The sequence below is a fragment of the Bdellovibrio sp. HCB337 genome (assembly GCF_047302465.1).
Classification (GTDB): domain Bacteria; phylum Bdellovibrionota; class Bdellovibrionia; order Bdellovibrionales; family Bdellovibrionaceae; genus JACMRP01.
In genome coordinates this window covers 3,467,613-3,489,952 of the sequence record NZ_CP178621.1, presented here as the reverse complement: position 1 = coordinate 3,489,952, position 22,340 = coordinate 3,467,613, and the positions used below count along the sequence as shown (strand labels likewise).

The window sequence follows — 22,340 nt, the reverse complement described above, 5'->3', positions numbered from 1 at the left end:
ATATGGTGAATAATAAAAGCCGCCTTATCATTTCGTCTCTGGTTCTTAGCATGGTCATGGGTTCTGTACCTATGGCCGAAGCTGCGCCTGCAAAGAAGAAAAAAGCAGCCGCACCAGCCAGAACGGTTAAACGCCCAACGACTACTGCTGCTCCAGCTGCTTCAGCGCAAGCTGGCGGTAAGAAGACCGTGGGACAACTCTTAAGCCAAATTAGCTCAGAGAGCCGCGGCGCGAACATTCAGATGCAAAAGGGCGATACCGCTCTTCCGGATGTTGGATTCAACTTTAAGCCTCAACAAAGCCAGTACAACTTAGAAACTATCAAACCTCCACGTTCTTCGGACATCTTGCAAAATCGCGGCGGTGGCACTCGTGCTGAATACGAGCGCGTCTTGGATCAACAGATTTTGGAACTCTACAAACTGACTCAGAGATTCAAAAACAGCCCGAACCGCGGTGAACTGTGGCTGCGTCTAGCTGAGCTTTATGTAGAAAAAGCGGGTATCGTAGATACTCGTCACCAAGATGCTTATGACAACGCTTTGGCAGATTTCAAATCAGGTAAAACGAAAGTGAAGCCTGTTCTGAATGTGACGGAAGCACGCGATTACAATCGTAAAGCGATTCAATTGTACGAATGGTTCGAGCGTGACTTCTCTAAAGACGAAAAAATGGATCAAGCGCTCTTCTTCTTGGGTTACAACTACTTTGAAATGGGTGATACCCACAAAGGTGCCCAATACTATCTGCGCTTGAATAAGCAATTCCCAAACAGCCCGTTCGTGGGTGAGTCTCACTTTTCATTGGGTGAGTACTACTTTGAAAATGAAAAGTGGACGGAAGCTTATAAAGAATACTCTCACGTTATTAAAGAGAAAAAGCATCGTTTGAACACCTTTGCTTTGTACAAAGGTTCATGGTGTTTGTTCCGTTTAGGAAAAAGCCAACAAGCGTTGTCTTATCTTGAATACATCATTAAATCTGCGAAGTACGAATCTGAAGCGACTTCTCAAAGCCGCCGTGCGGTTAACAAAAACCGTCTTGAGCAAGAAGCGCTTCGTGACATCGTGATCTTCTATGCTGAAGCTCGTCCTGCTTCAGACGCGGTTGGATATTTCCGCGGTCTTTTGGGTGACGGGGATATCATTCCTTACCTCGAGAAACTCGCTTACTACTACTCTGATAAGGGTGGTAAAGACGATGCTCGCGATGTCTTTAAGATGTTGATCGGTGAAAGACCTGACAGTCCGAAAGCTTTCGACTGGCAATATCAAATCGTTCAAAACTACTTCTACGCGAAGAACTCTCCGAAGTTCCGTGAAGAACTCTATGTTTGGATTAAGAACTTTGCTCCGAACACGCCTTGGTTTGAGGCCAATAAAGCTAACAAAGAGTTGATTGATAACTCTTACAAGCTTCGTGAAACCACTTTGCGTAACTACGTTATGCAACAGCATCAGACGGCGCAAAATTCAAAAGCACCTGCAGCAGTTAAGGCCGCTTACGAAGGTTACGGCTTCTACTTGGAAGAGTTTGGAAATTCACCGGTTGCTGGCGATATGCATTTCTACTTCGCCGAGCTTCTTTACGATATGAAACGTTATGACGAGGCGGCAGTTCAATATAAGTGGGTTGTCGACAATGCTCCTCAGAACAAGTTCATCGATAAAGCTGCAAGCAACTTGATTTTGGCTCTCGAGAAGAGCGTTCCTTCCGATGCGGAATTGCAAAAACGCGTTGGACAAAGCTTGGACCCAATTCCTTTGGATCCAAAAGTGGATCGCTTCATCAAAGCCAGTCAGTGGTATATCACTAAGTTCCCGAAAGCTGAAAAAGCCCCGGAAATCAAATTCCGTATCGGTCGCTTGTACTATATGCACAATCAGTTCGATGAATCGACGAAGGTATTCCGTGACATCGTAACGGTATATCCAAAAACAAAGTATGCAGAGTACTCTGCCAACTTGTTGCTAGATATCTTCAATCTTCGTAAAGACTACGCAGGTCTTGAAAAAGCCGGTGCGGAACTCTTGGCTGTTTCATCTATCGCGAACTCTAACGTCGGTAAAGAGATCAAAGGCGTTATGGAGAAAGCTAGCTTCAAACGTGGTCAAGATCTCGAAATCGAAAAGAAGTACGCTGAGTCCGCTCAGTCTTACGAGTCTTTCGCCAAGAGCAATCCACGTTCTGACTTGGCAGGAACTGCGATCTTCAATGCCGGCGTCAACTATGAAAGAGCTGGTATGATCGCGGCTGCGATCATGATGTACAATCAAGTATTGAAATCAAGCGATGCTAAAATGGAGACGAACAAACCGAAAGTTCGTCGTCTGTTAGCAAAACTTTATCAAGATACTGGCCAGTTCGAAGAAGCGGCAAGATTGTTTAAACAAGCTGCGACCGAGAATCCAAAAGATCCATTGGCTCCAAACTTTATCTACAACGTTGCGGTGTTGAACGAGGCTTTGGGTAAAACAGATGCTGCAATTCGTTCTTACGAAGAGTTCATCGGTATGACCAAGAAACGTAGCGAAGCAAGTGAGGCGCTTTACTCGGTAGCAACTATGCACCGTAAAGCAAATCACATCTCTGCGGCTATTGATAAGTACAAAGACTATTTGAACTCAGGCGCTAGCAATCCAGAAAAAGTGGTGGAATCACACTACTGGATCTCGGACCTTATGAAGCGTAAACGTCAGGTTTCTGAGTCTGAAGCATGGGCTAAAAAGACCATCGCGGTACAAAGACGTCTTGGCGGCGAGAAGAAGCTTGGCGCGAAGTACGCAGCGAAGCTTAAGTTTGATGACGCTTTGGCAAGCTTCAGAGAGTACAAATCAATCCGTATCTCTGCAAATCCAGCGAAACAAAAAGAGTCTCTGGATAAAAAGATCGCGGCTTTGGGTGCTCTGAATAAAGAACTTGCAGAAGTGATCAAGTACGACAGTGCTGAAGAAATCGTAAGCGGTTTGTCAGTTCTAGGCGAAGCGAACTTGCACTTGTATGAAGCAATTATGGCCGTTCCACTTCCAAGTGGATTGAATGCCGAAGAAACTAAGCAATATAAAGCGGGTGTTGAGCAGATGGCTTCTCCGTTCGTCGGCAAGGCGAAAGAGAGCTTCAAGGCAGCCGTGGATCGTGGTTGGGAACTTCAGGTTTACAATGAAGGTTACCATATTGCGATGGACCAATTTACAAGACTGGCTCCTGGGACTTACTACAACAATGGTGAGCAAGGATCAGACGTAAGAATTATTAACTGGACGGCACAATGATGAAAAAGATTGTACTAACCTTAATTCTAAGTGGTGTTCTCGCTGCCTGCGGATCAAGTCCGAAACAACAAGGTGGCGGTGAAGAGAGTGGTTATAGCCCAGTTGCGAGTTCTCCTTCGGGATCTTCTGGCAGCTTTGATATGGGTGGTGAAGAAGGTGGCTCGACTTCTGGGCAAGCTTCGAATTCATTTGCTCAGTCAGCAAAGGCAGCTCCACCAACAACGGCAGCTCAGTCACTAACTCCGGTTGGTCAGGGTGCTTTGGTAGACGCGATCAAGAGCCAGAATGACGAGCAGATCTTCCGCGTGTCTGGACAGCTGCTCACGCAGAATCCAAACGATCATAAAGCCTTGAACGCGATGGCAATGTACTATTTTAAGAAAGGCAAGATCGATGCTGCGAAGTACTTGCTCAGTAAAGCCATTGCTGCAAATCCGAACGCGGGCGAAGCCTATGGCAATATGGGTTTGATTCACTTGGTGAACGGTGAAAGACGTGAAGCAATCATGGCTTTCAGAAAAGCATTAGACATCAATCCAAATGACGGTGTTGCAGCTGCAAACTCTGGCTCGATTTATGTCGTGGAGAAAGACTACAACAAAGCGATCTCGGTTTTGCAGGTTGCTTACAATGCTGGTGTTCGTGATGGTAAAACCTTAAACAACTATGGTGTCGCATTGACAGCTGTAGGAAAGTTCGACGAGGCCAATTCAATCTATCAGGCCGCGATTAAGGACCAAAATAATAATCGGGAATTGCTGTTAAACCATGCTATTCTTTTGATTGATCACATGAATAAGTACAAAGAGGGCATGGACGCTCTGAACAGACTTAAGTTCGTAGGTCCTCCTTCAGAGTCCCGTAACCGCATAATTGCTTTGGAAAACAAAGCAAAAGCTGGTTTAAAATAGGAACAGGGGGAATGAAGATCATGAAACGTCTTTTACTGTCGGTGATCACATGCAGCGTGGTTCTCTTCATGAGCGCATCAGCTTTTGCTCAGGAAGAAGAAGCCGCACCAGCAGCTCCATCTTCTGGAGCCGCACCTAAGCGCGCTAAGGGAACTCGCACCCAGAAGCTGAACTTCGAAGATGAATTAGTCGAAGGTGGAACTCAAAAACCAGAATTGTTTTATCTCTTTCAGAAGAAAAATTTCAACTATAAGCGTTTGATTAAGTTGAGACAAAATTTCATTCCAGAAATGAGAAAGACATCTGAAGACATTCAGCGCATCCGGGGTGGCACTTGAAATCTCCTGTCATACTTAGAGTTTTTAAAGGGAATCAACTGATTGAGGTGAAGCAATTCGACCTGGATCAAATCGTTATCGGCCGCAATGCCGACGTCGGTTTGGACCTTCAGGCTGAAGAAGTGTCGCCAATTCACTGCTTGATTGAACTTCGTGATAACGGCTACTACGTTTGCGATCTTGGATCGACGACTGGTACTTTCAAAAACGGTCAATCCGTTTTGGATGATGCCATCGTCTCAGGTGATGAACTTGGAATTGGTCCTTTCAAAATCAATTTCTTCGTAGGTATTCCGAAACCAAAAGCGGCTCCTCCAGGAAAAATGGAAGAGAAACCCGCTCCGGTAGTGGCTCCACCTCCACCTGCAGTTGAAGAACCTGTTGTTGTTGCTGCTCCACCAAAACCGGTTGAGCCTGTTCCAATTCCAGAGTCGATGCCTCAGTCAGTTGCGCCAAGTATTCCGGTTTCAACACCGGTGTTTGAAGCAACGAAGACTGCAGAGATTGTTCGTGAGGAACCAAAACCACGCATTGCTACGACTCCAGTTGTAGGTCCTAAAACGGAAATGCGTTCGTCTGCGGTTAAAACTCACAGCAAAAAAGGTAAAAATAAAAAGACATACGCTCCAACGAGTGAGGTTAAAGATCTTCGTGATTACCTCCGCCCTGGTAAAGGGACTGTCGTAGAAGTCATCGTCAGTTGGAAAGAGCGTATTTTGACGAATTACCATTATCGTACAGCGGGCATCGTTCGTTTGGGCCCGGGTGAGAAGTACGATATCAATATGCCGGATGGAGTTGTTCCAGCGGGTTGGCCACTTCTTGAAGTGGGTCCAGAAACACGCGTTGCAGTTACTTCCGACATGAACGTAGAGCTTTTGACAAAGAGTGGTCGTAAGGCCGTTGATGAGCTTTTACGCGGCGGTAAAGCGCAGCGTTCTGGCAACTCTGTAACAATGAAGCTGGATCAAGAAGAGATCTACTTCATCGGTTTGCCAAACAGCGATTTGCAACTTTACGTTCGTTTTGTTCCTCAACCTCCTGCGATTCCGATTCCACCTTGGTTCCTGAGCAGTTCAGAACTGACAGGGATGGTGATGTCTCTGATCCTTGTGGCACTTCTTGCGTTGTATGTTTACGCAACAGTTCCGCAAATGCAGGAAGAAGAGAAGAAGGAAGATATCGTTGCACAAGTGGTTTTCGACAAACCAAAGCCAACGCCTCCTCCTGTAAGAGAGCCTGAAGAGAAGCCTGTAGAGGCGCCGACTCCGGCTCCGCCAAAACCAACTCCTACTCCTAAGAAAGTACAGTTGGCTGATAAGCAGGTTGAAACTCAGAACAAAGCTAAGAATCCGGATCCGGCGCAAGCTGCTAAGAACTCAAAAGCAGGTGCAGCTTCAGAAGTTATGCCGAAACCGAATTCTCAGAACAAGCCTAAGAAGTTCACTTCTGTTAAGCAGGGTGGATCTATTAAGCAAGGTGAGACAACAGGCGCGAACGCTCAGAGTGCTAATAAAGACGTAACTAAAGTGGGTATGCTTGCAGCCTTCGGTGGCGGCGGTATGAGAAAAAATCTCGACAAAGCATACTCTGGTGCGGGTGATTTGATCGGTACTGCAAACAGTGCAACGGGTGCAGCCGGTTTCAACTCTGACCGTGCGGGTGACGATATCGGTTCAAGATTCAAAGATACGGGAGCTGGCGGTAAAGGTACTGCCACTCAAGGTATCGCGGGTGTTGGAACGAAAGGTCGCGGAACTGGTTACGGTTCAGGTGATGGTCTTGGTGATAAGAACTCCGTGGCGATCGAGCCCGGCGGTGCCGAGGAAGACTTCGTGGGTACTATCGACCGTGAAGCCGTTCGTCGCGTGATCCGTGCAGGTCTTCGTGAGATTCGCGGTTGTTACGAGCGTGAGTTGAACAAACTCAACAAGACACAACGCCTAGAGGGTAAAGTGATTATCGAGTGGACGATCGCAGATGGTGGTCGTGCATTGAACGCGAAAGTGAAGAGCTCAACTCTTGGCAATCGCGCGGTGGAAAACTGTGTAAGAGATCGTTTGTCCACATGGAAGTTCCCGGATCCACCAGCAGGTACGGTGGCTGAAGTTAACTATCCATTCTACTTTAGAGCTGAAAACTAAAATTTAATTAAAGTTAAGTATAATACTTAAGGAGGAAAGTCGTGAACCCTACAGCAACACCAATGGACGCAGCTACCGCAGCAGCAATGCAAGCGATGACTGCAAATGATAACATGAACTTCTTGCAAAGAGCCTTCGTAGAAGGTGGATTTGTAATGTACATCATCGCTTTGATTGGAATCATCGCGGTGTTCTTGATCGTAGAGCGCTCTATGAAATTCAAAGCGCAAGCGATTGATAAAAAAGAATTTACGGATCAAATTTTCCGTATGGTCGTGAGCGGTGACCTTCGCCAAGCGATGGCATTCTGCGATTCACGCCCGGCTCCATTGAGCAACACGGTTAAGGCAGGTCTTGTTCAGGCGCAAGCAAAACGCCCTGATGAAGAAGTGCAAGTAGCTATGGATGCATCCGTAATGAGAGAAATGCCAAAAGTAGAAGGATGGACTTCTTTCTTGGCAGTATTCGGTAACATCGCCGTACTTGCGGGTCTTCTTGGAACGATCATCGGTATGATCGGTTCATTCCGCGCGGTATCTGCAGCCGATCCAGCAACTAAAGCACAAAAGCTTTCTGAAGGTATCGCCCATGCCTTGAATTGTACGGCATTCGGTCTTTTGGTGGCTTTGATCTCTATCGTAAGCTACGGTTTGTTCCAACATCACATTCAAAAAACTGAGAATGAAGTTGTTGAAACTAGCATGAGCCTTTTGAACCTTGTAGTAGCTAACAGAGACAAAATTAAAGATTAATTCTTAATTAAGGATTCGATTCATGGCACATGTAGAAGAAGGTGGTAAAAAGAGAGGCCGGGCGAAGAGTGTCGAGTTAAATCTCGTACCCTTCATCGACTTGATGTCCGTATTGATCACATTCTTGTTGATCACGGCTGTTTGGTCACAGGTAAATATGATGCAAATCGGTAGCTCTCTTTACGGAAAGCAGCTCGATGATAAAAAACCGACGCCGCCACCAAAATCGGATGTGGTTTTGAAAATCGACATCAAGAAGACGGGTTATGTTCTTACGGTTGGTAAACAGGTGATCAATTTGCCTGTGAAAAACGGAGAATTTGACGACCCTGGCTTGATGGCTCAGTTGCAAAGAGTAAAGCAGCTTTATCCTGAAAAGACGGATGTAGTTGTGACAATGGCTGACGACTTGCCATATGAACAACTCGTCCGCGGAATGGATGACTGCTTACAATCTGGATTCCCTGCGATTTCAGTGGCGACGGGAGCGCCTATTTAATATGGCTATACAAAGACCCGGTGAAAGATACCGTTATCATAATATTCTTAAGAAGAGTAAAGGAAAACGTGGCGTAACGGCAATGTTGTCTCTGACAGCGATGGTGGATATGTTCACGGTTCTTGTAATCTTCCTTCTTCAAAACTACAACACCACGGGTGAAGTTCTTTACATCCCGAAGGAAGTTGTTTTGCCGAAGGCGCAAAACGTGAAAGAGTTGAAACCTGCTTTTGTTGTGACCATTTCTAATAAAGAAGTGCTTCTCGACAAGACGCGTGTGGCAACTTTTGACGAAGTAAAAGGCAATGAAGAGTGGATGATCAAAAGCCTTTATGAACCGTTAAAGGCAGCTCTGGACAAAGCTAAAAATGAACGCGAACTCAGTCTTCGTGGTAAAGCAAAGTCTGTGGTCGATACTGCTCGTGGTCAAGAAGAGCCTGATGAGAATCAGTGGAGAAAAATCACGATTCAAAGTGATAAGGACGTGGATTTCTTGACGGTGAAAAAAGTCATGTTTACAGTGACTGAAGCCGGCGCCGGAGAGATCAACTTTGCGGTAATGAAGCGCACTAACGAGCCGACCTCGAACTAATACCGCCTGTTATTTTTGAGGTCCTTTACTGGTACTAAGCTGATGAAGAACCTCAAAAATATCATTTTCATTGTTCTGCTTATTTTTCTCTTCGTCGAAGTACTCATTATTTTTCCTAACAAGCTGGAGCAACAAGAAACTCAAGAAGCTCCAGCTGCTGTTACTCAAAACGATCCCAGTCAACCCGACCAAAAAGCTCAAGGCATTCATCTTGTTGAAACGCAGCAAGGGAGTCGCGATTGGGAGCTTTTCTCGCAAGTGGCAGAAGGCTATCAAGGAAAGAGCGCGGTTTGGGAGCTTCAGAACGTCAAAGTTCTTTTTTATAATAAAGAAAAAGTCAGCTTTACTGTGACCGGGGACCTTGGGTCCATTGATGGTAAATCTAAAGATTTGCGAATCAAAGGGAACGTCGTCACGAGATCTGAAAACGGTTACATTTTTAAAACACCGTCCATTTTCTACAACGCAAAAAAACGCCAGATCGTGAGTCCCGAAAAAGTCACTATGCAGGGTCCTAAAGACGAAATGGGTGATGGTTTTGTCTTGGAAGGAAAAAATATGCTGGTGCAAGTCGACGACAGTCGTATGACTGTGAGTCAAGCAGTGCGTGGCTCGAAAAAATTCAAAGACGGCAAAGATTTTTTCATCACAAGTGATAAGGCCGAATTCTCTGGTAAGTCTCGCCAGGCTAAGTTTTCGGGCAATGTCGAAATGAAATATGCCAACCTGCGCCTTCAGGGGCCTGCAGCGGTTTTTCAGTATAAAGGCGTTACAGATCTGATCAGTTATATTCAGATGCAGGGCGGAGTTCGTGTCAGCGATGCTGACAAAGTCGCAACATCTGATACTGTGGATCTAGACCTCTTTAAGAACATCTTCACTTTCCGCGGAAAGCCAAAAGTGGTTCAAGGACAAGACGAACTTTCCGGCGAGGAAATCATCTTTCTTGATGGCGGAAAAAAGGTTAAGGTGGAGAGAGTCAGAGCGCGTATGGAGAAGAGAGACTAGCCGTGAGCTATTTGCAAATTAAAGAGATCTCGAAAGCTTACAAAAAACGCCAAGTGGTGGATGGAGTTTCATTCTCTGTTGAGTCTGGACAGGTTGTGGGGCTTTTGGGACCAAACGGTGCTGGTAAGACGACCTCCTTTTATATGGTGGTAGGCCTTGTAAAGCCAGATTCCGGGCAAATCGAGCTGGATAATCAGGATATCTCGAAAGATCCCATGTACCATCGCGCTCGCGTGGGCTTAAGTTATTTAGCTCAAGAACCAAGCATTTTCCGTAAATTGACTGTCACAGATAACATTATCGTCGCGTTAGAGGCTCATGGCTATAGCGGGGCTCAGCGTGCGGAGAAGCTCGAGGCATTGCTTTCAGACTTCCGAATCACACATATCCGTGACAGCTATGGATATGCGCTTTCCGGGGGAGAACGACGTCGTGTCGAAATCGCCCGTGCGTTGGCGGGATCTCCGAAGTTTCTGCTCCTCGACGAGCCTTTCGCCGGGATTGACCCCATTGCTGTGGCGGATATTCAGAATATCATCCGAGAACTTAAGGCCAAAAGTATAGGAGTTTTGATCACGGATCATAACGTTCGTGAGACTCTGGGCATTTGCGACTATGCTTATATATTGAAAGACGGTAAAATTCAGGTAAGCGGAAGTACGGACGAAATTGCAAACTCCGAACTGGCCCGCAAGTTTTACCTCGGTGAGAACTTTAGACTTTAGGAGATATATCAGTGGCTCTTCGCCAGACGATGAACTTAAGCCAATCCTTGGTGATCACACCGCAGCTGCAACAGGCTATTAAGCTGTTGCAGATGTCGCGTATGGAGCTTGAGACTGCTGTTCGTTCTGAGCTTGAAGAGAACCCGATCCTTGAAGAAGCTGAAATCCTAAAAGAAGAAGATCTGCAACGAACCAAAGAAGCCGCGACCGAAGTCGACGGCGGTGGTGCCGAAGTTGTAGATACCAATACGCAAGACCCGCAAAAACAAGATGAGTTCGAATGGGAAAGCTATTTCGAACAGAATCAAAAGCCTCCTCAGTCTGGAATGGCGGGCAGTGAAGAGATCATGAACTATGAGAACGCGATTTCTGCGTCTCAGACGTTGCATGAGCATCTTTCTTGGCAAGTAAAAATGAATGGTTTCAGCGAGCATGAAGAAAAGGTCGCTGACATTTTGATGAACTATATTGATGACGATGGCTATATCAAGACCCCGCTTGAGCAAATTGCTGCGGAAGAAAATATCGCCATTGAAGATCTTGATGATACTTTAAGCCTTATTCACGAATTTGACCCACCAGGAGTGGGCGCTCGTGACCTTAAAGAATGTCTTTTGATCCAAGCAAAACACTTGGAAGAAGACACTCAGGATCTAGTGGCTTTGATTTCAAATCACTTGAAAGATCTCGAGAAAAAGAATTACGACGCCATTGCAAAAGCGATGGGCCGTCAGCTCGAAGAAATCATCGAGATGTGTAAGATCATCTATTCGATGGATCCAAAGCCAGGTCGTGCGTTTGTTAGTAATGAAACTCAGTACGTTACTCCGGATGTCTATGTTTATAAAGTCGGAGACGATTTTGTTGTGTCCTTGAATGAGGACGGTCTTCCGCGTTTGAAGATTTCTAACTTCTATAAAAACGTGCTTAAAGGTGGAAATAAAGCCGAAGATAAAACTCATGATTATATTCAAGAGAAACTTCGTTCGGCAGTTTGGTTGATCAAGTCGATCCATCAAAGACAAAGAACGATCTACAAAGTTGCTGAAAGTATTGTAAAACATCAGCGTGAGTTCTTTGAAAAAGGTGCTGCACACTTAAAACCGATGATTTTGCGCGATATCGCAAATGACATCGGTATGCATGAATCCACAGTCAGTCGTGTGACGACCGCAAAGTATGTTCATACCCCACAAGGTATTTATGAGCTTAAATACTTCTTTAATTCTGGTATCAGCTCTTCAGATGGTGATGCTCTTGCCAGCGAATCTGTGAAGCTTAAAATCAAAGATCTGGTGGCTAAAGAAGATCCTAAGAATCCGCTCTCTGACCAAAAGATCGTGGAGTTGCTCAAGACCGATGGCATTCAAATCGCCCGTCGTACCGTGGCAAAGTACCGCGATATGCTAAAAATCTTACCTTCTAGTCAGCGCAAAAAATTCTTCTAAGGTAAACCCGTTTCCTGTCTGGCATTGGTGTCCGCAACAAGATATTGATCTCTGCGTTTTCTAGGCAGAGAATAATAATAACTTGTTGAGAGGATGTGCGAGATGTCTGAGTTTTTTCAAGAAGCCCCTGGTTTGAAAAATCAATACACTGAAGATCGCTTGCTTCAAGCTTATTTGCACTGGCGCATTCCTGCGATGGTCGTTTCCAATATGACTGCTCATCTTACACATCTTGGTCAGCGTGCCGCGACGGACATGCTAGCGTGGGCCGATGAAGCCGAAAAAAATCCGCCAAAGCATATTCCTTACGATCCCTGGGGAAAGCGCATCGATCACATTGAAACTTGCAACGGCTGGAAGCAACTCGAGGGTGTTGCTGCCGAAGAAGGTTTGATCGCTGCAGGCTATGAACGCAAGTTTGACGAGTATTCTCGTATATACCAAATGGCGCTTCTTTATCTTTATCATCCATCATCTGCGATTTACTCTTGCCCTTTGGCAATGACGGATGGAGCCACTCGCGCCATTGAACTCTATGGTGATGACTATCTTAAAAACAAAGCCTATCGCCATCTTACAAGCCGCGATCCGAAAAACTTTTGGACGTCAGGGCAATGGATGACTGAAAGAACTGGAGGTTCTGATGTCAGCGGCACTTCGACGATTGCAAAGAAAGTCGGAGACCACTATGAGTTGCATGGAACTAAGTGGTTTACCTCGGCGACAACATCCCAAATGGCAATGACCTTGGCTCGCATTGAAGGCGCCGACAAAGGCAGCCGCGGTTTGAGTTTGTTTTATCTTGAACTTCGCAATGACAAAAATGAGCTGAATAAGATCATGGTTCACCGCTTGAAAGACAAATTGGGCACGAAATCATTGCCTACAGCGGAACTTAGCTTGCAGGGGACTCCTGCGCGTCTTGTTGGCGGTGAAGGTGGTGGTGTGAAAAAGATCGCGAGTCTTTTCAACATCACGCGCGTTTATAATTCTGTTTGCGCGCTTTCACACATGCGCCGAGGACTTGCTTTAGCAAAAGATTATTCGCAAAAGCGGGAAGCTTTTGGTCGTAAAATTATTGATCATCCATTGCATGTGGAAACAATGATGGATCTTTATGTGGATTACGCCGCGAGCTTTCACTTAGTCATGAGAGCTGTCGAGCTTCTTGGAAAAGAAGAGTGTGGTAAAGCCACCGAAGAGGAAAGCGCACTCCTCAGACTTTTGACTCCGGTTATTAAACTTTTCTCTGCTAAAAAGTGCATGTCCGTGACTAGCGAAGTGATGGAAGTTTTTGGTGGAGCAGGGTACGTCGAAGACACGGGAATGCCTCGGATGCTGCGTGATGCTCAAGTTTTCCCGATCTGGGAAGGTACTACAAATGTTTTGAGCTTGGATATTCTACGAGCAATCGAAAAAGAGAATGCTTTCAAGCCGTTTATGAAAGAGCTCGGACACCGTCTTCAAGGAATCATGAAAGAGCCGATGGCTGGACAGCAACTCAAAGGCGAGGTTCAAGCAATCGAAAAATCTCTGAAGGATCTTGAAAGCTATTTCCATAAAATTGCTTCTGGTGGAACCGGCGGTCTCGAAGATTTGCAAACTTCTGCGCGCTACTTTGCGTTCAGCGTTGGCAATATCTTCGCTGCGACTTTAATGACCGAGTTTGCGTTGCACACCAAAGATTTGCGCGATATCGAAACCGCTCGTCGTTGGTGCACACGCAATACTTTGTTTGAAGTCCCCGAGACTTCGCAAAGCCATCGCTTCTCGAACGCGGAGATCATCAAAGGATTGTGAAGAGGCTAGTGCTTCTTCACGTGAGCTTGGATATTTCGTCCTGGCGCCAATGAGCTTGTCACAGTGACGTTGGTGCCTTTTGCTAAGTCTTCTGTCGTTTTGTCTTTGAAGTCGATATTGAAATCAACCGGTTTGTCGGGTTTGCTCGGACAAATGAAGACACCTTTGAAGAGCTTGCCGGCGCCGAGACTGTCAAAATCCCAGAACACATGAGAGTTCAGATCAAATTTTCCTTTGCAAACTTCGTCTTTGCGTCCGCTGGTGTAAACACGTTGAATTTCAAATTCTTGCGCGCTGACAACATTGAAATTCAAATAGACTTTCATAAACCCCGCACGGGCACTCACTTTGTAGTTACCAATGATATTGTCGGGAGTCAGTTCTGCGGCCAAGACCTGCGAACCAAAAAATAGTAAAAATGCGCTTGATAGAATCAATCGGTACATATTTGCCTCCTAAAGCTGTAGGCAGAAATTGTTCACCGAGTGAAAATGCTCTTCAAAATAAAAGGGTTTGGATTGAAGTAATACATGCGACTTTCCAAAAGGTGTTCCGATGATGAGATGATAAGGTCGAAAGTCGAGGTCTGGTTCGAGGTGGCAGAGCGCTTCTTGACCTTAGTTTTCAGAGCAGTTTTCCGATAATTAGGAGATGAAGCTGATTTTGTTTTCTGTCATTCTGCTGAATTTCCTATCTGCGTGTTCTGTTGTGGAGACGCGTGCTCCAAGTTCAGTTGATATTCTTGAGCGTAATAAAGCTCAAAAAATTCAGGAAATTGATTTTAATTTGGCTCAGCTTTACAACCGTATTTATGAGTTGAATCGCAAACTCGATCAGCTTCAGAAAACGGACAACGAAAAAATCGTTGAGGAGATGGATCTCAAGAGAGAAATCGAAAAAATCAAAAATCAAACCGTTAAACTTCAAGAGGAGCGCAAAGAGCTAGAGCGGTCTTTGTCGTTAAGTGTATCTTCAAGAGCGTGGCAAGGAGTCGGTCCTTGGTTTGAAGTTCAAACCTTGCCAAATCCGAATCAGAAAAATGACCTCTTAGAGATCGAAGGCCTGAAGGGATTCGAAATTACAAATGCGTCAACATCGGCGGCGTTCGCTTTAGATACGAAAGCATTTGGTGGTTATCGCTTAGAACTAAAAAACAAATTGAGCGCTGAAGTTCTTAGTGAGGGCCGAGAAGACACGACCACCTTGGCAGGTCGTTTAGAATGCAATGACATGATTGAGTATGAAGATGGAGCCCTCTTTTTCAAAACAAAAAAGCGAAGGCTCTTCTATGAATTTATCTGGTATAATACGGGCCAAAACATAGTCGTTGGCTTCACGCCAGGCGTGACATCGTGCCGTCTTCTTTTCAAATTCAAAAATGCCAAAGCCTGGACTCATCAAATGAATCTAGTATCTTTGGACAAATTGATTCCGTCCGCGAAAGAGTTTCACCAACATCTAGAGGTTTGTGCGCGTCCGACGGGCTTTTCAGAGAAGGATCCTGTGTCCTTTTTCTGGCAGCAGGATTACAATCAAGTCACTTGCCCGCGTCCTTTCGATAAAATTGAAATGCTTCGTAATCCTATCAAAGCCTTCAATGCCAAGATCAGAGGGTTGACCGGTTCTGATGTTCCGCAAGAGGCATATCAACAGAAAAATCCACTTGTAAGATTGGATTTCTCAAAAGCGCCAAAGCTGGATTTTATTTGGGTCTCCTCATTGAATTTCAGCGCCGACTTTTACGGAACTGTTCTTGCGCAAGCTTTACGCTATCATGCCGACAAAGGCGCCCAAGTCCGCATCTTGGTGCCTGAAGCGACGACTTTTGAGAAAGACAAGAGGATTCTTAGTCAACTTTTAGAGGGGCGCCCTAACGTCAAATTACAGTATTACCAGTATCATTTTACCAATGGAAAAGATGGTTCGTGGTTTGATAAGTTCCACCGCGTGAACCATGTGAAGCTTCTAATTGGGTACTCAGAGAAGGATCCGCAGAAGAATTTCTTGGTGTCGGGCGGACGAAATATCCGCGACTCTTATTTGTTCCGAGATAAGCCTGCGTACACTCGTTATCCGTGGCTGGTAGACTATGCCCGTGGTGAAAAGCCTTTTGTTTATTACGACGATTTCGAAGTTGAAGTTCGCGGAACTGATTTTATCAAGTCCGTCTTGGCACAGATGCTTCAGTTCTGGAATAAAGATGAGAAGACAAACATTGTGCGTTCTACGAACTTGAATGTTTCACGTCCTATGGATCCGGCTCAATCATCGTATTTTAAGAATTTATCTCAGCAAACTCCGGTCGTTCGCCATGTTCTTTCTATTCCGTACGCGGACAACTATCAGCTTGAGAAGTTCTATGTTGAAATGTTTGACTCTGCCCAAAAAGAGATTCTTTTAACGACCCCGTATTTCCGTCCCTCTGAGGCCATCAGCGAAGCCTTGGTGCGCGCGGCCAAAAGAGGCGTCAAAATCAAGATTCTGACACGCATCCAGTTAGCAGGGGATGACGTTCCGAAGATCGCTGAGGACGTGAATAAGAAAGGCGTCAATCGCCACTTCCGTGATGTCGAGATGTATGAGTGGGTCGAGCCGAAGTCTATCATGCACGCCAAGCTTTTGCTGATCGATCAGAAGCTCAGCTTCGTCAGTTCTGTGAACATGAACATTCGCAGCTTCACTCATGATACCGAGGCCGGAGTTCTGATCCTGCATGAAGGCACGGCCATTGAATTCCGGAAAGAAGTCATGGCGTATTTCAATAACGCCCATCGCCTTTCTGAGGAGCTCAAAATCAAGTGGCTCAATGGCAAACTCATAGACATTTTTGACTCCTATTTTTAACCTTTTTACAGCCTAGACCTGTCTCATTATGAGAAGACCCCTCCCCGGGATCTCACTTCACAACAGGAGGCAGAGCATCAAGTTATCCTTTGCAGAAAAACCCCAAAACACTCTCATCTTTAGTCGGGCAGCGCCGATAAGAAATTAAGACCAAGGTCCCGAAAGGGGGACCACTACCGTACAGAGGAGATTTCATGAAACTCAATTACACCTTTAAGCACCTCGATCACTCAGATTCGCTAGTTCAGTACGCGGAAGAGAAAATGGAAGAGATTGGGAAGTTCCTGCTTAAAGAAGGCTACGGCAACGTCTATTTCAGCAAAACAAAAAACGAATTTTGTGTGGAGGTTACGGTTAATACCCGAGAGAAGTATTTTAAAGCGACGTCCTACAACATGGATGTCTACACAGCCGTAGATTTGGTTGTGGAAAAGCTTGAAAAGCAGTTCCTAAAAACCCGCAAAATTATGCAACACCATAAGAAACCAGAGCTCAGCCGAGAGGGCAAAATCGACCAATTAAACTCTCGTTTGGAATTTGAAGCTCGGACCGGCAAAAAGGCGTCCTAAGCCCTTAATAACAATAGAATTACTTCAATGCCCCCGGCCTAAAAAACCGGGGGCTTTTTATTGACCCCTGCCCCGGTTTTAGGTTAGTTTGCGCCGTTACGATAAAAATCATACAATCGTCAAACATTGACCAAACTTAGCGTACGAAGAGGGCACGAACTTGAAAAACTATCTTTTTACAAGCGAATCAGTTTCAGAAGGACATCCGGATAAAATGGCGGATCAAATCAGTGATGGCATTTTGGATGCAATCCTGGCGCAAGATCCAAAGGGCCGTGTGGCTTGTGAAACATTGTTGACGACAGGTCTTGTCGTTGTTGCTGGTGAGATTTCCACGTCTGCAAAAGTGAATTTTACAGATGTCGCTCGTAATGTTGTGAAGCGTATTGGATACGACGATACTGACAAAGGCTTTGACTACAAAACTTGCGGCGTCATGATCGCTGTAGGTCAGCAAAGCCCGGATATCGCAGTCGGCGTGAAAGAAACTTTGAGCGACGATCAAGGTGCCGGCGACCAAGGTTTGATGTTCGGTTATGCGGTGAATGAAACTCCGGAGTTGATGCCTCTTTCTATCGCGATGTCACACACGTTGGTACGTGAGTTAGCTGCTCTTAGAAAAGCCGGTAAAGTAAACTGGCTTCGTCCAGACGCAAAATCTCAAGTGACTGTTCAGTATGAAAATGGTCTCGCAAAGCGCATTGATACAATCGTAATTTCCACTCAGCATGCTGAGGACGTGAACAATGCGACAATCAAAGACTTTGTTGTTAGCGAATTGATCAAAAAACACATTCCAGGGAAGTGGATCGACAAGGATACAAAATTCCACGTGAACCCTACAGGTCGTTTCGTAACAGGCGGTCCTATGGGAGACGCCGGTTTGACGGGCCGTAAAATCATCGTAGATACCTATGGTGGTCATGGCGCTCACGGCGGTGGCGCGTTCTCTGGTAAAGATCCTTCTAAAGTGGATCGTTCTGCGGCTTACGCAGCTCGTCACATTGCTAAGAATATCGTGGGTGCAGGCCTTGCGGACCGCTGCTTGATTCAAGTGGCGTATGCGATCGGTGTTGCTGAACCTGTCAGCATCACAGTGAATGATTACGGAACAAGCAAAGTCGGCTCAGAAGTCTTGGAACAAGCGGTTCGTAAAGTGTGGGATTTGCGTCCTGCCAGAATTACCAAAGAGTTCGAACTTCTTCGCCCAATCTATAGCGCAACTTCTGCCTATGGACACTTCGGCCGTAATGAAGAAGGTTTCACTTGGGAGAAACTGAACAAAGTTGACCAATTGAAAGATGTCGTTAAAAGTTTGAGCTAGTTAAATATGTAAATTCTGACGGGGCCGCCAGGCCCTGGAACTGGACTGAGATGGATCCCAAGTTTATTCGAAATTTCTCAATCATTGCCCATATCGACCATGGAAAGTCCACTCTTGCTGATGGACTTCTTCAGGCCACGGGCGCGCTCACAGATCGCGAAAAGAAAGCTCAGTTCCTCGACAATATGGAACTTGAGCGTGAGCGTGGGATCACCATCAAAGCTCAGACCGTGTGTCTGAAATTTAAATCTAAAGATGGCAACAATTATCAGATCAATTTGATCGATACTCCGGGACACGTGGATTTCTCTTACGAAGTTTCTCGCTCTCTGGCTGCTTGTGAAGGTGCGATCCTTGTGGTCGATGCCGCTCAAGGGGTTGAGGCTCAAACTCTCGCGAACGTGTACTTGGCGATTGAAAATGACCTTGCGATTATTCCTGTTTTGAACAAAATCGATTTACCGTCTGCGGACCCAGAGGGTGTCACGAAGCAAATCGAAGAGACTGTCGGGCTTGATTGCACTGGCATCATTCACGCGTCTGCCAAAGAGAAAATCGGTATCACTGATATCTTGGAATCCATCGTTGAAAAAGTTCCGCCACCAGATGCAGATCGTTCAAAGACTGCAAGAGCGCTTATTTTTGACTCTTGGTTCGATGCCTACCAAGGCGTTGTGATTCTCGTGCGCGTAGTAGATGGCGTGATTAAAAAAGGCGACAAAATTAAATTCATGGCCACGGATCGTGACTATGAAGTTTTGCGTATGGGTAAATACACTCCGTTCCCAGAGGGTCTCGATGTGCTTGAGGCGGGCGAAGTGGGATTCATCATCTGCGGTATCAAAGACATTCGCGACGTGAAAGTCGGCGACACTGTCACTGCGGCAAAGCATGGCGCTGCAGAACCACTTCCTGGTTTCCAAAAAATCAAGCCAATGGTTTTTGCGGGGATCTTCCCGATCGTCGCTTCTGAGTACGAAAGTCTTCGCGATGCTCTTGATAAGCTTTGCTTGAATGACTCCTCTTTGACTTTCGAAGTTGAGAAGTCCATGGCCTTAGGCTTTGGCTACCGTTGCGGTTTCTTGGGTCTTCTGCATATGGAGATCGTCCAAGAGCGTTTGGAGCGTGAGTTCAATTTGGATTTGATCACGACTGCACCAACGGTGGTGTATCGTATTACAAAAACTGACGGCACTATGATGATGTTGGAAAACCCATCGCAAATGCCAGCTGAAACTTTGATTGCAAAATTTGAAGAGCCCTTCGTGAAAGTCACCGTGCATACGCCGACAGAATACATCGGTGGTATCTTGAAACTTTGCGAAGACAAGCGTGGTATTCAGCAAAAAATGGATTACGTGACTTCCACGAAAGTCATTATCGAGTACAAGCTACCGATGAATGAAATGGTCATGGATTTCTATGATCGTTTGAAGTCGATTTCAAAAGGTTATGCCTCTTTAGAGTATGAATTCATGGACTTTGAAGAAGCGGACTTGGTGAAGATGGACATTCTGATCAATGGCGAGCCGATCGATGCGCTCTCTTTGATTGTTCATAGATCTAAATGCGTGAATCGTGGTCGTGCATTGACCGAAAAAATGAAAGAACTGATCCCGCGCCAGCAATACCAAGTGGCGATTCAAGCGGCGATTGGTGCAAAAATCATCGCTCGTGAGACCTTAGGCGCCCTCAGAAAAGACGTGACGGCTAAGTGTTATGGTGGTGATATTTCTCGTAAGCGTAAACTTCTCGAGAAGCAAAAAGAAGGTAAGAAGCGCATGAAGCAGATCGGTACCGTCGATGTGCCTCAAGAGGCGTTCTTAGCTATTCTGAAGGTTGAAGACTAGACGCCTACGGCGACGATATGTAGGCCCAGCCCCAAAGGGGCGTTATTTAACAGAGGCCAGAACTGGATTAAGTATGAGTGAGCAGCAGCAAAATAAAAACGGCTGGGATTTTCGTAGCAAGCACTTTTGGACTGATGGATGGGGTTCCCTGTTCTTAGCCGTATTTATTGCTTTGTTCATCCGCTGGGGCTTTATTGAAGCTTATGTGATTCCTTCAGGAAGCATGCTTCCTTCTTTGTTGATCCATGATCATATCTTCGTCAATAAGCTCGTTTACGGTGTTCGCGTTCCTTTCAGCGAAAGCTGGTTGGTGAAGTTCGGCGCTCCAAAGCGTGGTGAAGTTATCGTTTTCAAATATCCTAAAGACATGAGCACCTTCTTCATCAAGCGTGTGGTAGGTGAAGCTGGCGATAAGATTTACTATGAAAACGGCACTTTGTTCGTGAACGACAAGCCTCAAGAGAAGAAAGTTCCTGTAAGCCAAGATGACTTCAACTGGCTTCGTGATGCTGACTTCCAGCGTGACGGCAACCTGGGCGACAGCAAAGATAATTATGTGTTTTTCACAGAAGCTCTTGGCGACAAAGATCATAGCGTTTTGATCCGTCGTGGGGATGTTTACGAAAGCTACGGTCCAGTCACCGTGCCTGATGGCCATCTTTTTGTAATGGGCGATAACCGTAATAACTCGGCTGATAGCCGTGTCTGGGGATTCTTGCCAGAACAAAATATCCTGGGCCGCGCGATGTTCATTTGGCTCAGTTGTGAAGAGACCATTCCGGGCATCCCAGTTCTATGCAACCCACTGACGATCCGTTGGGGACGCTTCTTCCACTCTGTAAATTAATATGACAACAACAAGCCAGAAAAATTTGAAAGGGACCTGGGCGCAAGCTATCGGGACCTTTCTTTTGCCTGTACTGATTGTGTTTGGCATCCGTTGGATTGTTGTCGAGCCCTTTGTTATTCCCTCAGGGAGCATGATTCCGAACCTTCTGATTCATGACCATATTCTTGTTAAAAAGTACTCCTTGGGACTAAAGATCCCTTTTTCAGATTACTGGATTATGCGTTGGCGAACTCCGCAACGGGGAGAAGTGCTGGTTTTCCGTTACCCTGAAAATCCCGATGTCTACTACATTAAGCGTTTGATCGGTCTTCCTGGTGATGTGGTGGTTGTTCGTGGCAGTGGTCAAATCACGGTGAATGGCCAAGAGTGGACTTTGCACGAAGATCCTCCACGTGAGGACGATAACTTTAGTTACTTCAGTGAAGATACCGGTCAACAAAAGCATGTTGTACGCTTCTATGGCTCTCCTTTGGCTAGCGATGAAAGCAAAGAGTACCAGGTGCCAGAGGGTGAATACTTTTTTATGGGGGATAATCGCGATCAATCCAGCGATGGCCGTGTTTTTGGCTATGTTCCCGAAAAATATCTGATTGGTCCGGCTTCTGTGATCTGGCTTAGCTGCGAAAGTACCCTGACTTCCGTATCATATATTTGTGACCCTCGACAAATTCGCTGGAAAAGATTGTTTAATTCAGTACAATAATCGCATGTTGAGCAGTCAATGGAAGGACTACCTCGTTACAATTCTGATTTCTGTCATGCTGGCTCTGTTCGTCAGAAGCTTCATCATGACAGCGTACAAAGTGCCAACAGGCTCTATGCAGCCAGCACTCAAAGCCGGTGATTTTATTTTCTCATACAGAATGGCCTATTCCTGGGGTGGTAAAAATCCCGAGCGTGGTGATGTTGTTGTTTTCTCCTATGTGACTCAGCCAAATACTAGCTATGTAAAGAGAGTAGTGGGGCTTCCCGGAGACAAAATTCAAATCGCGTCGGGCAAGCTCATCATTAACGACACTCCTTTGGATTATGAACTTGAAGCGAATAACTCATCGGTTGATAACCCAAGCCCTGAATCTTTTGATATCTATCTGGAAAGAGATCTCGGTCATCATCGCCGGGTGATTTTCCAGAAAAGCCCTTCTGAGCAGAATTTTGGCCCTTTGGTGGTTCCTCCCGGCGAAGTCTTCCTTTTGGGGGACAATCGCGACGCGAGCGATGACTCTAGATACTGGGGCACCGTGCCAATTGGTCAAATTTATGGCAAAGTCCTCTTTGTTTGGCTGTCCCTGGATTGGCAAAAGCGGTGGGGCGGTGAACGTTATCCGAGCATCCGTTGGGAACGCGTCTTTTCTGGAGTGCATTAGCAGGGTCCTCAATTGACACCCTCCGGGCGCGCCCAATATCCTCTCTA

At 45.9% G+C, this 22,340-nt stretch carries 19 protein-coding genes; 18 read left to right on the top strand and 1 reads right to left on the bottom strand.

The features are described 5' to 3' along the window. Positions 1 to 2: 2 nt before the first annotated feature. From ACLWBB_RS16825 to ACLWBB_RS16775, 11 genes are all read left to right on the top strand, one after another. Positions 3 to 3,272, top strand: a complete 3,270-nt coding sequence (locus ACLWBB_RS16825; RefSeq protein WP_413288719.1) for a tetratricopeptide repeat protein — start codon at positions 3 to 5, stop codon at positions 3,270 to 3,272. Beyond that, positions 3,269 to 4,183 (top strand): tetratricopeptide repeat protein, encoded by a 915-nt coding sequence (locus ACLWBB_RS16820; protein WP_413288718.1) that lies wholly within the window; start codon positions 3,269 to 3,271, stop codon positions 4,181 to 4,183. Before ACLWBB_RS16825 ends, ACLWBB_RS16820 begins: the two co-directional genes overlap by 4 nt. Before the next feature lie 20 nt (positions 4,184 to 4,203). After that, positions 4,204 to 4,521 carry a hypothetical protein gene (locus ACLWBB_RS16815; RefSeq protein ID WP_413288717.1) on the top strand — a complete coding sequence of 106 codons (318 nt, stop codon included), beginning with the start codon at positions 4,204 to 4,206 and terminating at the stop codon, positions 4,519 to 4,521. Further along, a complete protein-coding gene (locus ACLWBB_RS16810) occupies positions 4,518 to 6,665 on the top strand; it encodes an AgmX/PglI C-terminal domain-containing protein (protein WP_413288716.1) in 2,148 nt (715 codons plus the stop codon). The genes ACLWBB_RS16815 and ACLWBB_RS16810 overlap by 4 nt, the downstream gene beginning before the upstream one ends. Before the next feature lie 41 nt (positions 6,666 to 6,706). Further along, positions 6,707 to 7,417 carry a MotA/TolQ/ExbB proton channel family protein gene (locus tag ACLWBB_RS16805; protein ID WP_413288715.1) on the top strand — a complete coding sequence of 237 codons (711 nt, stop codon included), beginning with the start codon at positions 6,707 to 6,709 and terminating at the stop codon, positions 7,415 to 7,417. A gap of 22 nt (positions 7,418 to 7,439) precedes the next feature. Further along, on the top strand, positions 7,440 to 7,916 hold the full coding sequence (locus tag ACLWBB_RS16800; RefSeq protein ID WP_413288714.1) for an ExbD/TolR family protein: 477 nt from the start codon (positions 7,440 to 7,442) through the stop codon (positions 7,914 to 7,916). A gap of 1 nt (position 7,917) precedes the next feature. Next, entirely contained in the window at positions 7,918 to 8,508 is a 591-nt protein-coding gene (locus ACLWBB_RS16795; RefSeq protein ID WP_413288713.1) for an ExbD/TolR family protein, read from the top strand. A 42-nt stretch (positions 8,509 to 8,550) separates the two neighbouring features. Next, on the top strand, positions 8,551 to 9,516 hold the full coding sequence (lptC, locus tag ACLWBB_RS16790) for an LPS export ABC transporter periplasmic protein LptC (protein WP_413288712.1): 966 nt from the start codon (positions 8,551 to 8,553) through the stop codon (positions 9,514 to 9,516). 2 nt (positions 9,517 to 9,518) lie between these two features. Next, entirely contained in the window at positions 9,519 to 10,241 is a 723-nt protein-coding gene (gene lptB / locus ACLWBB_RS16785) for an LPS export ABC transporter ATP-binding protein (protein ID WP_413288711.1), read from the top strand. 11 nt (positions 10,242 to 10,252) lie between these two features. After that, positions 10,253 to 11,689 carry an RNA polymerase factor sigma-54 gene (gene rpoN / locus ACLWBB_RS16780; RefSeq protein WP_413288710.1) on the top strand — a complete coding sequence of 479 codons (1,437 nt, stop codon included), beginning with the start codon at positions 10,253 to 10,255 and terminating at the stop codon, positions 11,687 to 11,689. 102 nt (positions 11,690 to 11,791) lie between these two features. Then, positions 11,792 to 13,489, top strand: a complete 1,698-nt coding sequence (locus tag ACLWBB_RS16775; protein ID WP_413288709.1) for an acyl-CoA dehydrogenase family protein — start codon at positions 11,792 to 11,794, stop codon at positions 13,487 to 13,489. 5 nt (positions 13,490 to 13,494) lie between these two features. On the opposite strand, the gene ACLWBB_RS16770 is transcribed toward ACLWBB_RS16775, so the two are convergent. Next, positions 13,495 to 13,935: a hypothetical protein gene (locus ACLWBB_RS16770; RefSeq protein ID WP_413288708.1), complete on the bottom strand. Its 441-nt coding sequence runs from the start codon at positions 13,933 to 13,935 to the stop codon at positions 13,495 to 13,497. Between the two features lie 205 nt (positions 13,936 to 14,140). Here ACLWBB_RS16770 and ACLWBB_RS16765 point away from each other — a divergent pair, with 205 nt between their 5' ends. The 7 genes from ACLWBB_RS16765 (at position 14,141) to lepB (ACLWBB_RS16735) (ending at position 22,293) form a co-directional block, all read left to right on the top strand. Beyond that, positions 14,141 to 16,333, top strand: coding sequence for a phospholipase D-like domain-containing protein (locus tag ACLWBB_RS16765; protein WP_413288707.1), 2,193 nt, complete (start codon positions 14,141 to 14,143; stop codon positions 16,331 to 16,333). 194 nt (positions 16,334 to 16,527) lie between these two features. Next, positions 16,528 to 16,902: a ribosome hibernation-promoting factor, HPF/YfiA family gene (hpf, locus tag ACLWBB_RS16760; RefSeq protein ID WP_413288706.1), complete on the top strand. Its 375-nt coding sequence runs from the start codon at positions 16,528 to 16,530 to the stop codon at positions 16,900 to 16,902. A 160-nt stretch (positions 16,903 to 17,062) separates the two neighbouring features. After that, on the top strand, positions 17,063 to 18,226 hold the full coding sequence (gene metK / locus ACLWBB_RS16755; RefSeq protein ID WP_413288705.1) for a methionine adenosyltransferase: 1,164 nt from the start codon (positions 17,063 to 17,065) through the stop codon (positions 18,224 to 18,226). Between the two features lie 50 nt (positions 18,227 to 18,276). Further along, entirely contained in the window at positions 18,277 to 20,076 is a 1,800-nt protein-coding gene (gene lepA, locus ACLWBB_RS16750; RefSeq protein ID WP_413288704.1) for a translation elongation factor 4, read from the top strand. A 73-nt stretch (positions 20,077 to 20,149) separates the two neighbouring features. Beyond that, positions 20,150 to 20,923 (top strand): signal peptidase I, encoded by a 774-nt coding sequence (gene lepB, locus ACLWBB_RS16745; RefSeq protein ID WP_413288703.1) that lies wholly within the window; start codon positions 20,150 to 20,152, stop codon positions 20,921 to 20,923. Position 20,924: 1 nt separating this feature from the next. After that, positions 20,925 to 21,629, top strand: coding sequence for a signal peptidase I (gene lepB, locus ACLWBB_RS16740; RefSeq protein WP_413288702.1), 705 nt, complete (start codon positions 20,925 to 20,927; stop codon positions 21,627 to 21,629). A gap of 4 nt (positions 21,630 to 21,633) precedes the next feature. Beyond that, on the top strand, positions 21,634 to 22,293 hold the full coding sequence (lepB, locus tag ACLWBB_RS16735) for a signal peptidase I (RefSeq protein WP_413288701.1): 660 nt from the start codon (positions 21,634 to 21,636) through the stop codon (positions 22,291 to 22,293). Positions 22,294 to 22,340: the final 47 nt, after the last annotated feature.